Raw genomic sequence first — 14372 nt, forward strand, 5'->3', positions numbered from 1 at the left:
TGCGCCTTACCTCATTAAACATAGGCGTTGGCGCAATTGTTTGATTGCGCCTTGCTTTATATAAGGCTTTGAATTTTTAGTGGTTATTATTTGTTGAAAAAACGTTATTTGCTAATCGTTACTGGTGTTTTATCGGTTAAAAAGCCTGCACCGTCTACCACAATCGTTGCATCGGGTTGCAAGCCATCAATCAATTCAATCAGACCATTTTTTTTGTACCCTGTTTTAACCACGGCTTGGTAAGCAATGCCATCGCGTACCACATAGACCACTTCGCCTGCTGGGCGCAGCACTAAGCTTTGTTCGGGAATCATCAGCGCTGCGGATTCTTCACCAAGCACCACGCTTCCATTGACGGTTGCGCCAGGTTGCCAGCCCGGTTCGTTCACAACATCAGCAATCACATCTATAGTGCGGCTACCTTCTGCAATCAAAGGTTTTAGTTCATGGATGACCGTTTCTACCGTTTTGCTACTGCTAGGCGTGGTTAAGCGTACTTTTAACCCTGGTTTGAGCTTGGCACCGATATGTTCCGGAAAAGGCAAATGGGCGCGCAATTTTTGTCTGGAGATAATTTGCATGATGGGGTCGCCCACGCGCAAATAATCACCATCACTCACCACTCTGGTTTCTACTGTACCGTTCACCGGGGAGACAACCCGTGTTTTACTGCTATTGTGGTTGATGCTGCCCACTCTGGCTTTGGCGGCTTCCAGCTGTTGCTTCAATACATTTTGCTGTGCTTTGTCATTATCCACCGCTGTTTGCGCAATAAAATTTTTATCTACCAACGCTTGGTTACGCGCCACAATTTTGGCTTGATTTTCCAGCAATGCCTGAATGCGATTAATTTCTGCTTGCGCCTCATTGCGCTGCATGGCGAAGTCGGCTGCATCTATCGTCGCCAGCAATTGACCTTGTGTCACATGCTCGCCCGGGCCAACGTGTACTTTGACGACGCGTCCTGCTACTTCTGCAGCCACGGTGGGATCAATCAAACCTTCTAGCGTACCAACGGTATCTTCTGTAAGTTCGATAGCTTGTTTTTTGATGGTAGTGACCGTCACCAAGGTCGGTTTCATGCCATTTTTATCGGCTGCTTTTTCTTGCTGGGTGCTGTCCTGATTGCTGCATGCGCTAGACAGGATGACGATGGAGGCCAGTATCAGGCGCGAATAAAATGTGTGCATATGGATGATTTAAATTTTTATTAAAGTATTTACTTTGTCCCAGTCAAAATAAGGGCCGGGGTCTGTTTTACGTCCCGGCGCAATATCTGCATGGCCTACCACATGTTGAATGGGATAACGTGCTATCAGTGCTTGGATCAATTGTACCAGTGTTGCGTATTGTTCCGCCTCAAATGGTGTAATGTCGCTGCCTTCAAGCTCTATTCCGACAGAGAAATCATTACAACGTTCCCTGTTCTGCCAAGTAGATGCACCAGCATGCCACGCCCGTGCCAAACAAGAGACGAACTGCATCAGGCTTCCATCGCGGCGAATAAAGAAATGAGAAGAGACTTTGAGTGCCTGAATCTCAGCATAGTAGGGGTGTTCATCAGGGTTTAGTTGGTTGGTAAACAGCTCAATCACACCGGTACCACCGTATTCAAACGGCGGTAGGCTGATGTTATGAATGACAATCATGTCAATCGCACACTCTGGACGCGCATCAAAATTGGGTGAGAGAATGTGCTGTATGCCATCATCGTCATCTTCACGAACGATCCAACCAGCTTGGTCAATTTCCAGTGCTTTCATGCAGCTCACTCTATTGAAATGTTATGACATCCGTTTAATACGTTAAAATACAGCACAATTTAAAATTTAAGGTCAATTGCCATGGTTTTTTTACAGTTATTTCTCATGCTCATTGTCATTTTAATCGCTGCCGAGGTGTTTACCAATGCGCTTGAACATTTAGGCGAGAAGTTGGGCATTTCCGAAGGGGTGACCGGTTCCATTTTTGCTGCCGTGGGCACCGCATTGCCGGAGACCAGTGTACCTTTGTTGGCTATCTTTGCCGGCACATCCAATATGGAAACCAATCATGAGATTGGTGTGGGGGCGATTTTGGGCGCACCTTTAATGCTGGCCACTCTCTCTTTGTTTTTAATGGGGATGTCTGTATATAAAAGCAGAACCGCGACCGGCCATTTGCGTCCGGAACGTACGGGTTTGGTACGTGATTTAAACTATTTTATCGTTGCCTTTTTACTGGCAGCCGTTGCGCTTTATATTCCACACGAGAAAGATCTGTTCCGCTACATGCTAGGCTTTGGCATGGTGATGATTTATGTGGTGTATGTATGGCAAACCATTCGCGCCTCTAAGGGCTTGGTAGCAGAAGGGCACGCCACCGAGGCCGAGAGCGATATGTTTTTATGCAAAGTTGGATTGCCTAACAACATGGTGGTGATCGTCCTGCAATTATTGTTAGGTCTGTTATTACTACTAGCTGGTGCAAAAGGCTTTATCAACGGGGTAGAGTCTGCGGCCGAGATTCTTGGTATTTCTGCATTATTGCTGTCTTTGTTGATTATCCCAATTGCGACTGAGTTGCCGGAAAAAGTGAACAGTATTTTATGGATACGCAAGGGTAAAGATACGCTGGCATTTGGCAACATTACCGGTGCCATGGTGTTTCAGGGCACATTGCTACCGGCCATTGGTATTATGCTCACGCCATGGGTGCCGCGTAAAGAAGTGCTGATTGGGATTGTGTTAACGCTATTGGCGGCCGTTTGGTTGCGTATCATGGCAAGCCGCAAAGGTGGCTTACGTGTTTGGCATTTGATGCTCAATGGTGCTTTGTACGTGACGTATTTATTTATTGTATTGAGCTAACCTGCAGCGTAGTGTGAGGCAGTTAAGACAATTCGTCTTCTGCCTCGCCGTCTTCCTCTTCTCCATCCTTGGCTAAGCCTAGTTTAGACAAGCGGTAGCGTAATGTACGGAAACTGATCCCCAATAGTTTGGCGGCAGCCGTTTTGTTGTTGTTGGATTTTTCCAACGCTTTCAAAATAGCATTCTTTTCAATGTCTTCCAGATAATCTGACAGGCTGATGTCGAGTGATTTTCCAGGCTCAAACCCTACTTTTTCGGTAGCGCGCATTTTCAATTCGTTGCCCATGGATAAATCATCCACGGTAATCTTTTCGCCGTCACATAAAGCCAAGGCACGCTCCAGCATGTTTTCCAGCTCGCGCACATTACCGGCATAGTGCAGATTTTGAATGAAGGTATTAGCGCCCGCATCCACTGCTGGTACGTCTGCCCCTTGTGCGGCGCATAGCTTATGCAATAGCTTGTGCATCAACTCAGGGATGTCTTCTGGTCGATCACGCAAGGCAGGCATTTTGAGCTGGATGACATTAAGGCGGTAATACAAGTCTTGTCTAAACTCACCTTTTTCCATCATCTCATTCAGGTTTTTGTGCGTGGCCGAGATAATGCGTACATCGACCGACTCTTCGGCAGTGCCGCCTACCGTACGTACTTTTTTCTCTTGAATGGCGCGTAGCAATTTTACTTGCATGGCCAATGGTAAATCGGCAACTTCATCCAGAAATAATGTGCCGCCGTTAGCCGCTTGGAACAGACCTATGGTGTCTTGTGCGGCACCGGTAAATGCACCTTTTTTGTAACCAAAAAATTCGCTTTCCATCAGATTTTCCGGAATGGCGCCGCAGTTGACGGCAATAAACGATTTGTCTCGGCGGGAACTGTTGCTGTGAATCAGGCGTGCAGCCAGCTCTTTACCGCTACCGGATTCGCCGCTGATGTAGACCGGTGCTTGGCTTCTGGCCAGTTTGCTAATCATTGTCCGTACATACTGCATCGCGGGCGATACGCCAATGAGATCGACAGTATTGGTGGTTTCCGATTTAGTCGAGCTGGATAATTTAAGCGCAGACTCCACTAAGGGTCGGAGTTGGCTGAGTGAGATAGGTTTAGTTAAATAGTCAAACGCGCCTGCTTTTAACGCCGACACTGCATTTTCTGCGCTGCCGTAGGCGGTAATCACAGCCACTGGTAGACCGGTGTGGTTGCTGGCAATGTACTCGACCAGCTCTAATCCCAGCCCGTCTGGTAAGCGCATGTCCGTCAGGCACAAGTCATATTCTTTTTGGCCAAGCATATGCTTGGCATCGGTGATGTTGCTAGCACTGTCTGCTTGGATATTCATGCGTTCCAGCGTGAGTACTACCAATTCACGGATATCGGTTTCGTCATCTACAACTAAGCAGCTATGAGGTTGTGCCATGATGTTTATTACACCTTATTAATATTGAGCGTAAACACAGTGCCTGTATTCGCTGTAGTAAAGTCAAGTTTAGCGCCATTGGCTTCGGCAAGCTCTCTGGCAATATACAATCCTAATCCTGTACCGCTTTTTTCTGTCGTCATAAATGGCTCAAATAAATGCGATTGTATGCTCGGCGCAATGCCTTCACCATCATCAATGATTTGAATATTGACAAATTGCGATTGTCGACCGGATTTAATGGCTAATACTAAGCTCCCTTTGTTTTTTTGGCAGTGCCGCCAACCATTCTTACATAAATTCCACAAAATTTGATTGATATGGCGGCGGTCAAAGAAAATGGCAGGGTCATCTTTGCCAAGTTTCAGTGTAAATGTCGCCGGATCAATTTTCTCCACGGCGCAGAATTGCTGGTAAAACTCGGTGATGAAGTGCTGCAGCTGAATGCTCTCTTGGTTGGTGCGGTCGCGTCGGTTGAGTTCCAGTACATCCTTGATGATTTGATCCAAACGCTGCACATTGTCGCTGATGATTTGCAACATTCTCAATGTGGTTGGATCAGAATTGTCTTCTTGCAGTAATTGATTGGCATGGCTAATTGCGCTGAGTGGATTACGAATTTCATGTGCGATATTGGCAGTGAGCCGGCCAAGTGCTGCCAGCTTCACTTGGTGTGCTTGTGTTTGTACCTGCGACCAGTCCTCTACAAAAATAATCGCACCACTGGCCCTTGATTGCGAGGTTGGTAAAAAACGTATGCCTAAATCCCGATGTGGCAGAGAAAACTTGATCGCATCCGCTTGTTTGTTTTCTTGGCCCTTGTTCTCTTGTTCTGCGGCAGCCCATTCGGTCAGAAGTATGGACAGCGCAGGGGTGAGTGCAGAGAGTGGTTTTTTCTGCGCAATCGCATCAGACAAATCTGCATCTGAAAGACCGGTAAGCGCAGTGAACTGTTGATTGTAATGGTTTAGCTGTTGTGCCTCTCCCACTACCAGCACGCCATTCGGCATTTCTTGGGTAATCAGTGCGTTGATTTTAGCTAAGTTAGCAATGTCCACGCCGCGCTCTGAGGCCAAGCGTTCGCTGGTTTGCATGCGTCTGGCCAGTGTATGCGCCAACCAAGCGGTAGCAAAACACGCTACTGAGAGTAACACCGCATTGGTGTAATTGCCATTGAGTGATTCATCGAGATTTAAATTGTAGGTTTGCTCCAATAACACCCCAATACTGGCGATGGACGCGTAAAACAAGGCATAACGCCCCTCACTGATTAGGCTGGCAAATACAATGGTGATGATAAGCAATAAACCAACACCGGTTTGGTTTTGGCCAAACAAGTGCATCATCAGTAATATAAAGCCGATATCAATAATGACTTGCGTGGTGAGACTGATTTGGAAGCCAGTTTTCTTTAGCCAGTTCAGCACAACAAAAATCACGCTCAATACAAAATAAATCAGCAGAACTTTGGTAGTGAAGATTGGCTGCTCTAGGCTGAGGCCACCGCCACGCATGAGTATTTGCGTGAACAGTAACACTGAGGCAACCGTTAGCCGATAAAAATTAAATAGTTTGAGATTGCGTCGTTTGGACGAAGTGAGCCAATCGTTAAAGCTGGGAAGCGTTTCTAATTGCATATGGATTTAAACGCTAGTGTTTACAAGGCTGTTGTTTGCAAACGGTTTTTGCATCAAGCTGCGTGCTTTCACTTTCTGGGATATGTGTTCCACACAAAACGCATTGCACGATGCGCTCTTCGCCAGACTGCGTAGACTGCTTTGATTGCGGATGTTGGCTATTCCCTAAAAAGGCCGAGAACCGTTTGATGATCACGTACAACAGTACAGTCAACACAATTAAAAACAAAATTCTAGCCATGGCATATCCCTAATCGAATGTAATGATTGTAACGAAAACCTTACAATAGAACAAAAACTAAAACTGATATACTAACGAACATTGCAATTAGCGAACATTGTATTTAGTCCTCACACAACCAATCCCCATGGCGAGCTCCCAAGAATTATCTGATTTTCTGCGCGATGTAGAGCGCCGTGCCTATAAGCAGACGGTGTATGCCGTGCGCGACGAGCACGCAGCACTAGACATTGTGCAAGATGCCATGCTTAAATTAGCTGAAAAATACGCAGCCAAGCCGTTAGAAGAATACCCCATGTTGTTTCAGCGTATCTTGCAGAACACCATGCGCGATTTTTGGCGTAGACAAAAAGTACGTAATTTGTGGACTACGTTACTCTCCTCTTTTGGGAGTCAAGAAGACGGTGAAGAACGTGATCCATTAGAAACGATTGATGTTGAAGACGACACGGATAATCCGGTAGAGCAGTTGCAGCGTAGCCAGACCATTGCCATCATTGAAAAAGCGTTAGAAAAGCTTCCACCACGTCAACGCGAAGCCTTTGTGCTACGTTATTGGGAAGATATGGATGTTGCAGAAACAGCGGAAGTCATGGGCTGTTCTCAAGGCAGTGTAAAAACACACTGCTCGCGTGCCGTGCATGCGCTAGCGCAGATGCTGGAAAAGCAAGGGTTAGGAGCAAGAGTTATTATCAATTTAGGAGTAGAGTCATGAGCCAAATTCAAGACAATACAGATCATTCACCGTCAGAAGAGATGCAAGGCAAAGCGATAGCAGGCTTGTTAAATAGCCGTGCGCAGCAGCTAAGCATGCGTACGCTCAAGCGATTGGAAGAAGCGCGCATGGCTGCTGTACAGCAGCATGCCAGCCAGTTGTCCGGGTATTCTGTGCACCAGAATGGCACGCTCTCGACTTGGTTCTCATGGTCGCAACATCCAAGACTCATTAGCGCAGGTGTGCTGTGTGCAGCTTTAATCGTCGGGCTGACATTGACGCAACACATGAATCGACAAATTGAAAATAGCGATGCGTTTTTATTGGGATCGGAATTGCCACCGGAAGCGTTTGTAGATAGGGGATTTGAACCATGGCTCAATGCCAAAGTAGAACTTTAACTATTCAACATAACCAATTAAAACAAAATAAAGCACACATCGTCGTTGGGTTGTTTGTCTCATGGTTATTGTTATCGCTGATTGCGTTTCAACACGCGCATGCTAATGATGAAGGCAAAACCTATGTGGCGATGGGTGATATTGGTGCGATTAAAACCAATATCGCGGACAGTTCCGGCGCTAGCAAAGCGACATGGGCACAATTGACCCCAGAACAAAAGAAGGTACTGGCGCCGCTAGGCGCTGAGTGGGATACCTTGCGCCCTTGGCAACGTGAGAAAATGCTAGACATCGCACGTGATTATCCCAAAATGGATACGCAAAAACAGGAGCGGGTACAGAAGCGTTTGGTGAGTTGGAGCCGTATGACACCGTATGAGCGTGAAAATGCACGTAAACGTTACCAGCAGTTCTATAATTTGAGCCCGGAAAAAAAGGATGAGCTCAGACAGAAGTGGGCAGAGCACCAAAAACTACCGGAGGCGCAACGGGAAAAGTTACGGCAAGGCTCATCTGAAATCGAATACGACCCAGAGTTTGATTAGTCCAAGTGATAACGCTAGGCGATAAAACCCGCATCATGCGGGTTTTTCTATTCACACTATATAATTTTTGATATACAACTCAATATGCAATTAATTCTGAAAAGACTCATGGCCTGCGTATATGAGCTCCTTATCCTTCTAGCGCTATGGATGCTACTGACGTGGCTGTTTGTCAGTGCTTTCGGTGATGCTACACATGGCCTAAAACATCTGTTATTACAGGCTTTGTTATGGCTAATGACCGGATTGTATTTTGTAGTTTGCTGGGTAAAAACTGGGCAAACACTGGCCATGCAGGCCTGGAAAATGAAGGTCGTAGGGTCGGACGGTCAGTTATTGACCTTGCAGCAAGCCAGTGTCCGGTATCTTTTGGCTAGTCTATTGACGATGGCATTTGGTGTTGGTTTGCTCTATATGTTGTTCAATCAAAAGCGCTTATTTTTGCATGACCGCATATTACATACGCAATTTGTGCTGCTAAATAAATAGCTAGCAGACTGCAAGGTTAACGGTGTTCTATCCACACAATCATGGCGAGGCCCGCCGCCAAAAATAGTAGTGTGGGCGTAATGGCGCTGACCATTGGTGACCAGTCATTCAGTACGCCCAAATGCACAAACACGCGGTTCATGATTTGATACAGCACACCCAATAAAATACCAATAAAGATTTTGGTGCTGGTGCCGCCGGCGCGTTGCTGCAAAAAGCCAAATGGCAATGCCAAGATAACCATGACCACGCAAGCCAACGGGTAGGTCATTTTTGCCCACAAGGCGACTTCGTAGCGCGTGGTTTTTTGATTATTACGGCTTAAATGCTGGATGAACGAATACAGGTTCCACGCCGACATTTTTTCTGGCAACACCAGTAACACGTTGAGTAGTTCTGGGCGAATGAGAGACTTCCAATTGGCTTTGTCAAAAAATGCGGTTTGTACCGAATTTTCTTCAAGCTTCTTTTGATAATTAAACTGCGTTTGTGTGACTTCCTTTAAGCCCCATTTGTCGTCTCTGTAACTTCCTTGCTTGGCATTGCTGATGCTACGTAACCTAAATTTCTCATCAAATTCATAGATATGCACATTGAGCAGAGTCGCATCTGGCAACACAGTTTCTACGTTGACAAAACTTTTGCCGTCTTTAATCCATAGGCCTGACTTAAAGTCTTGTGCCACAACAGAGTCGGTCGCTTTAATGCGCATGCGCTGCGCCATTTTTTCGCTAATCGGCGCAATGAGTTCACCGACTAAAAAAGTGATGACAGTAAACAATAGGCCAATTTTAATCAGTGTATAGCCAATTTGCTGTAATGATAAGCCGCTGACACGCATGACAATGAGTTCGGAGTTGCCACCCAAAGTGCCTAGGCTATACATCATGCCAAGCAGTACCGCGACTGGCACTACTTCGTAAATATGGCCTGGTACGCTCAGCAATACAAACACCAGCATATTGTTAATGCCGTAATTGCCGCGCCCAAGACTATCAAGCTCTTGGATCAAGTCAAAGAATGAAAACATGGCGAGTAGCCCGAGCATAATCATCAAAATGCTGAAGCTGGTTTCTTGCCAAAAATAACGGTTAAAAATATTCATGACATTAATTAATGGGCAGAGCTAAGCGCGCGCTTTTTAAACCATTGTGGTAATAATGGCAATAAATGGTTGCGACGATAGAATAAATAAAAAGTGAGTGCCAGAAATATGAGATGCACTGGCCATAATCCAACAATGTGCGAGATTCTGTCTTGTGTAATCCAGGCTTGGAAAATACTCAGTATGTTGTTGTATACAATAAAAATCAGCAGCGCAAACATAATGTTCAATGAGCGACCGGCGCGTGGATCTACAAAGCTCAGTGGTATGGCAAGCAATACTAAAATAAACGCAGAAATCGGGATCGCTAATCGCCACTGCAATTCTGCTTTGTCGGCAGATTTATTGTCGGTGAGCAGAGATTGCGTGGACTTGCCTTGGGTGGTGTTGGGTTCCGGTGCCGATTCTTTGGTTTCGATACGGATGGCATAGCGTTCAAATTCTGTGGTGGAGACTTCTGCGCTATTAAGCTTGCTTTCGTAGCGGCGGCCTTTTTCCAGCACTAAAAAGTTATCTCCATTTTTGTCTTTTTCGCGGTTGCCTGAGGCTGCTACAATGACCCCGGTTTTTTGATGCTGTGTGGTTTGCGCAAAAATGTTTTTAACTTCAAATCCAAGCTTATCAAAGCTCTCGACAAAATAGATACGGTCACCATTGCGCGATTCTTTAAACACTCCAGGGCTGACCGAAGACAGCTCATCGCGGTTTTTAAGCTGCACACGATACTCTTCCGCTTTTTGCGTGGCCCATGGCATAACCAGTAAGCTAAGCAGCGTAATAATTAAAATGACAGGCAGTGCAAAGCTGAGTATGGGGCGCACCCATTGGTTAAGCCCCAACCCGGCGCTAAACCAGATCACCATTTCGGAATCGCGATGCCAGCGCGTGAGTGTAAGCAATACAGCCAGAAAAATGGCCAATGAGAGAATCATCGGCAAGAATTTAATCATGTTAAACCCAAGCAAAGTGCCAATCGCGTCGTTAGGGATAAAGCCCTTGGCTACAGAGCGCACCAAGAATCCGGCACGTTGCGCAATCACAATGCCTAGGAGAATCAAGAAAATGCCACCGGCTGTGCTAATCAGCTCTAACGACAATGATTTTTTAAATATTTTCAATTTGAACGCCGCGCTTTGAATTCAAGTCAAAACGCTAGATAATTAAGGTTGATGATGAATAATTTAATGGATTAAGGATAGATATGGAATTTAGCATAAAAAACGGGAATCCTGAAAAACTGCGTACGGATTGTTTGGTAGTGGGGGTGTTTGAAGGGCGTAAATTATCCGACAGTGCAAAGCAGGTGGACGAAGCCGCTAACCAGGCGATTAGCACAGTGCTGAAATCCGGAGATATGGAAGGCAAGCTGGCGTCTACGCTGGTGTTGCATCAAGTACCCAATGTGGTGGCTACCCGTGTGTTGCTAGTGGGCTTGGGTAAAGCGGCAGAGTTTACAGAGCGTCATTATCGCCAAGCGGTACGTGCTGCCGTTAAGGCGTTGCCTAAAGGCGTACAAAATGTGGGTTTCACTTTAACCGAGCTCAGCATTAAAAAATCAGACATTCAAGCCAAAGTGGCGCATTTGGTAGAGACCGTGCTGGACGCGACCTATATAGTGAATGCCATTAAAGAGAAAAAGCCACAAGAGCACGCGTTGGATAAAGTGATTGTGCAGGTAGAGAAAGCGGAAACTACAGCTGCTGAACATGCCGTGAATAGCGGGCTGGGCATTGCCAAAGGTGTGCGCCTAGCCAAAGATTTAGGTAACCTGCCCCCGAATATTTGTACGCCTACCTACTTGGGTGAGCAGGCCAAAAAACTGGCCAAAGACTATGGCTTTAAAGTAGAAGTATTGGATAAAGCGCAAATCGAAAAATTGGGCATGGGCTCATTTTTGGGTGTGGCGCAGGGTAGTTTAGAGCCGCCAAAATTAATTGTATTGCAGCATCTCAAAGGTAAAAAGAGCGAGAAGCCAGTGGCGCTAGTGGGCAAAGGCATCACCTTTGATACCGGTGGCATTTCACTCAAGCCAGGTGCGGAGATGGATGAGATGAAATATGACATGTGTGGCGCTGCCAGCGTGTTGGGTACGTTTAAAGCGATTGGCGAGCTGGATTTGCCGTTGAATGTAGTCGGTATTATCCCGACTTGCGACAATATGCCGAGCGGCAATGCATTGAAGCCGGGTGATGTGCTCACCAGTATGGCTGGCCTGACCATTGAAGTATTGAATACCGATGCCGAAGGACGCCTGATTTTATGTGATGCATTGACCTATGCTGAGCGTTTTGAGCCAAGCGCAGTGGTGGATATTGCTACATTGACTGGCGCTTGTGTGATTGCATTAGGTAACCATGCTAGCGGTTTATTTAGCAACAATGATGGCCTTGCCAAAGAACTATTGGACGCAGGCGAGAAATCGTATGACCGTGCATGGCATATGCCGCTTTGGGATGACTACCAAAGCCAGTTGGACAGTAACTTTGCCGACATGGCAAATATTGGTGGACGTGCCGGCGGTAGCATTACTGCGGCGTGTTTCTTATCACGTTTTGCCAAAAAGTACGATTGGGCGCATTTGGATATTGCTGGTACCGCATGGAAATCAGGTAAAGAAAAAGGCGGCACCGGCCGTCCAGTACCTTTGCTGACGACTTTTTTGATGCAACGAGCACACAAAACAAAATAACCGCGTACGCAAAATAAATCATATAGGCAGGTAAGTGAATGACGAGTATCGGGTTTTATTTTAATGTGGCGGATAAGCCCTTGCTCGTCAATCAACTGGTGCAAAAAGCGTTACGGCAACACCGTCAAGTCACGTTATTTACGGCCGATGAAGCGACCGCAAATGTGTTAAGTGATCAAGTATGGCAGTTTGAGCCAACGGCTTTTAATGCTAATGTGCTGGCAAACCATGCACTGGCACAAGCCACGCCAGTATTGTTGGAGTGGCAAGCACAGCGGGTGCAACAAGATGACCTATTAATCAATTTACAACCCATGCAGTTGACGATGTTCAGCCGCTTCAAACATTTATTCGAGTTGGTGGGATTGGATGAGCTGGATAAAGCTGAGGCACGTAAGCGCTTTGCCTTTTACCGTGACCGTGGATACGACATTAAATCAGTTGATATGTTGAAAAAATCCATATAAATTGAGTACATTCAATGAAGTGTGTAAGAAAGTAATGTGTGGATACTCAAGAGATTCCCGTCTTAACGGAAGTGTATAAAACCAAATCGGTCAAATCAGTGCCAGATGTGATTGAGGTCACGCCAGAACTGCGTCAAATGATTGCGAATGAGCTGAGGCCGCTCATTACACAAGAGGTGATTGAGACACTTACCCCTATATTAGAAGCGCGGATTACAGAAACACTTAGCCAGCAATTGTTGGCAATCTTATCAGCACAACTCAACACACAAGCAACGGCAATTACACATCAGGTGTCTGATGATGTGACGGCAGAGGTCACCAGACAAGTGGCCGAGCAGCTGCAGCAAGAGGTGATTTTGCCTATGCAAGCTACGTTATCGTCTAGCTTAAGTGAGCAACAACACGCCAGAGTTGCTTTCGAGCACACGCTCACTGAAAAGCTACAACACGACCATGACGAGTATGCACAAGCCTTGACGACGCAATCGCAAACATTGTTAGCGTCTGCAGAAGATGCGTTAAGCCATAAAGTGACGGAGCTGGGTGAGGCAGAAATTCTGCGTGTTGAAGCAGCCTCACGTGCGCAGATTGTCGCGCTGCAAGAAGAGGCCACGGCTAAGCTGAAAACGCAGATTGCAGATAGCGAAACAGCTTCAGAAGATATTTTTAAATATGCCGTGAATGCCTATTCAGAGCAAACACAAACTCGGTTATTTGAAGAGATTGCTGCGCAACAAGAAAAATTCACGCAAGCGCTTGAGCAGTATGTGCAGCAAGCGCAGTCTGAGATGCAAACGACATTGATGGCTGTTGTACAAACGCATGTAGGCACATTCATGCAAGAAGAGGTTTCACAGCATCGACAAAGCGCCATCAGTGAAATCAATGTGTTTTACCAAGATAAACTGGCTGAGTCGCAAGAAAGTGCCTCACAGCTAGCGCAGACTTTAGGGCAGGAGTTAGTGCAAACGCTATCGACCTATGCCAATACGCTGACTGAAGACGCCAATCAGCATTTGAAAGTTTCTCAAGAAACACTGATTGCCGAGGCATCTGAGCGTATCCGCATACAGGTAGAGCAAGAGCTAAGACACAGTGCTGATACGGTGCGCCAAGATTTTAACCATGCCTTAAATGCAGATTTGCCTGAGATTCAATTGCTATTGTCACAACAGGTAGAGCGCATGCTGGATGTGGAGTTGCCAGTGTTTGAAAAAGCGTTGTTGGTCAAAGCAGAGGAAGAGCTGGTCAGCATGTTGGCGCGCGTCACACTGACCCTGCCAAAACAGGGTTAATTCAAAACGGCCTGCGCACTAGGCCGTTTATAAATCGTTAAGCGTCAACCAGTGCTTTGTAAGCGGTCGCCGAGAGTAATGTGCTGGCTTGCGTGGCATCGCTGGTCTCGAACTTAAAAATCCAATGCGTATATGGCTTGTCGTTCAGATTTTCTGGCGATTGCAGTACGCTTTCATTGATTTCAATGACTTTGCCATCTAATGGCGCATGTAGATCCGAGCCTGTTTTGACGGACTCCACCAAGCCGCAAGGTTTGCCTGCGCTAATCGCTGTGCCTACCTTGGGTGGATCAACAAACACCACATCACCCAGCATGTCTTGCGCATAATCGCTAATGCCAGCCAGCCAAGAGCCATCGGGTTGTGCTTGTGTCCACATATGTTCGTTGGTGTATAGCAAATGATCAGGAAATTTCATGAATTTATTTTTCAAATGAACGGTCTGATAATTTTGCCATAAAGCAACCTACATAAACATAGCGTTGCTAAAAAACAAAAAACACTCATTACTTAATA

16 protein-coding genes are annotated in these 14372 nt (G+C 46.2%); 8 read left to right on the forward strand and 8 right to left on the reverse strand.

The features are described 5' to 3' along the window. Positions 1 to 104 precede the first annotated feature (104 nt). Together A3Q3_RS0110655 and ampD are read right to left on the reverse strand one after the other, a co-directional pair. Positions 105 to 1190: an efflux RND transporter periplasmic adaptor subunit gene (locus A3Q3_RS0110655; RefSeq protein ID WP_020183578.1), complete on the reverse strand. Its 1086-nt coding sequence runs from the start codon at positions 1188 to 1190 to the stop codon at positions 105 to 107. 9 nt (positions 1191 to 1199) lie between these two features. Continuing rightward, positions 1200 to 1763, reverse strand: coding sequence for a 1,6-anhydro-N-acetylmuramyl-L-alanine amidase AmpD (gene ampD / locus A3Q3_RS0110660; RefSeq protein ID WP_020183579.1), 564 nt, complete (start codon positions 1761 to 1763; stop codon positions 1200 to 1202). Between the two features lie 81 nt (positions 1764 to 1844). Between ampD and A3Q3_RS0110665 the strand changes: the two genes are divergently transcribed. Then, the gene (locus A3Q3_RS0110665; RefSeq protein WP_020183580.1) at positions 1845 to 2849 is read left to right on the forward strand and encodes a sodium:calcium antiporter; all 1005 of its coding nucleotides are present in this window, start codon (positions 1845 to 1847) and stop codon (positions 2847 to 2849) included. Positions 2850 to 2871: 22 nt separating this feature from the next. Here A3Q3_RS0110665 and A3Q3_RS0110670 read toward each other — a convergent pair whose 3' ends face one another. The 3 genes from A3Q3_RS0110670 to A3Q3_RS0110680 are packed head-to-tail and all read right to left on the reverse strand — an operon-like array spanning position 2872 to position 6147. Continuing rightward, the gene (locus tag A3Q3_RS0110670) at positions 2872 to 4269 is read right to left on the reverse strand and encodes a sigma-54 dependent transcriptional regulator (RefSeq protein ID WP_020183581.1); all 1398 of its coding nucleotides are present in this window, start codon (positions 4267 to 4269) and stop codon (positions 2872 to 2874) included. 8 nt (positions 4270 to 4277) lie between these two features. Next, on the reverse strand, positions 4278 to 5906 hold the full coding sequence (locus A3Q3_RS0110675) for a nitrogen regulation protein NR(II) (RefSeq protein WP_020183582.1): 1629 nt from the start codon (positions 5904 to 5906) through the stop codon (positions 4278 to 4280). Positions 5907 to 5919: 13 nt separating this feature from the next. Next, a complete protein-coding gene (locus A3Q3_RS0110680; RefSeq protein ID WP_020183583.1) occupies positions 5920 to 6147 on the reverse strand; it encodes a PP0621 family protein in 228 nt (75 codons plus the stop codon). A 127-nt stretch (positions 6148 to 6274) separates the two neighbouring features. On the opposite strand from A3Q3_RS0110680, the gene A3Q3_RS0110685 reads away from it, so the two are divergent. From A3Q3_RS0110685 to A3Q3_RS0110700, 4 genes are all read left to right on the forward strand, one after another. Further along, positions 6275 to 6862, forward strand: coding sequence for an RNA polymerase sigma factor (locus A3Q3_RS0110685; RefSeq protein ID WP_020183584.1), 588 nt, complete (start codon positions 6275 to 6277; stop codon positions 6860 to 6862). Then, the gene (locus A3Q3_RS0110690; protein WP_020183585.1) at positions 6859 to 7263 is read left to right on the forward strand and encodes a DUF3619 family protein; all 405 of its coding nucleotides are present in this window, start codon (positions 6859 to 6861) and stop codon (positions 7261 to 7263) included. The genes A3Q3_RS0110685 and A3Q3_RS0110690 overlap by 4 nt, the downstream gene beginning before the upstream one ends. Further along, positions 7236 to 7808 (forward strand): DUF3106 domain-containing protein, encoded by a 573-nt coding sequence (locus A3Q3_RS0110695; protein ID WP_020183586.1) that lies wholly within the window; start codon positions 7236 to 7238, stop codon positions 7806 to 7808. The genes A3Q3_RS0110690 and A3Q3_RS0110695 overlap by 28 nt, the downstream gene beginning before the upstream one ends. Before the next feature lie 84 nt (positions 7809 to 7892). Next, positions 7893 to 8297, forward strand: coding sequence for an RDD family protein (locus tag A3Q3_RS0110700; RefSeq protein ID WP_026361881.1), 405 nt, complete (start codon positions 7893 to 7895; stop codon positions 8295 to 8297). A 16-nt stretch (positions 8298 to 8313) separates the two neighbouring features. Here the strand turns inward: A3Q3_RS0110700 and lptG are convergent, their stop codons facing one another. Both lptG and lptF read right to left on the reverse strand, forming a co-directional pair. Next, complete coding sequence (lptG, locus tag A3Q3_RS0110705) at positions 8314 to 9402, reverse strand: LPS export ABC transporter permease LptG (RefSeq protein ID WP_020183588.1); 1089 nt, start codon at positions 9400 to 9402, stop codon at positions 8314 to 8316. Between the two features lie 8 nt (positions 9403 to 9410). Beyond that, positions 9411 to 10520, reverse strand: coding sequence for an LPS export ABC transporter permease LptF (lptF, locus tag A3Q3_RS0110710; protein WP_020183589.1), 1110 nt, complete (start codon positions 10518 to 10520; stop codon positions 9411 to 9413). A gap of 83 nt (positions 10521 to 10603) precedes the next feature. Here lptF and A3Q3_RS0110715 point away from each other — a divergent pair, with 83 nt between their 5' ends. The 3 genes from A3Q3_RS0110715 to A3Q3_RS0110725 are packed head-to-tail and all read left to right on the forward strand — an operon-like array spanning position 10604 to position 13856. Beyond that, on the forward strand, positions 10604 to 12091 hold the full coding sequence (locus A3Q3_RS0110715) for a leucyl aminopeptidase (RefSeq protein WP_020183590.1): 1488 nt from the start codon (positions 10604 to 10606) through the stop codon (positions 12089 to 12091). 38 nt (positions 12092 to 12129) lie between these two features. Next, positions 12130 to 12558, forward strand: a complete 429-nt coding sequence (locus A3Q3_RS0110720) for a DNA polymerase III subunit chi (RefSeq protein WP_020183591.1) — start codon at positions 12130 to 12132, stop codon at positions 12556 to 12558. Between the two features lie 38 nt (positions 12559 to 12596). Beyond that, on the forward strand, positions 12597 to 13856 hold the full coding sequence (locus A3Q3_RS0110725; RefSeq protein WP_020183592.1) for a hypothetical protein: 1260 nt from the start codon (positions 12597 to 12599) through the stop codon (positions 13854 to 13856). Positions 13857 to 13893: 37 nt separating this feature from the next. Here the strand turns inward: A3Q3_RS0110725 and gcvH are convergent, their stop codons facing one another. Further along, entirely contained in the window at positions 13894 to 14274 is a 381-nt protein-coding gene (gcvH, locus tag A3Q3_RS0110730) for a glycine cleavage system protein GcvH (protein ID WP_020183593.1), read from the reverse strand. Positions 14275 to 14372 lie beyond the last annotated feature (98 nt).

The sequence above is a fragment of the Methylotenera sp. 1P/1 genome, assembly GCF_000384355.1.
Taxonomy (GTDB): Bacteria; Pseudomonadota; Gammaproteobacteria; order Burkholderiales; family Methylophilaceae; genus Methylophilus.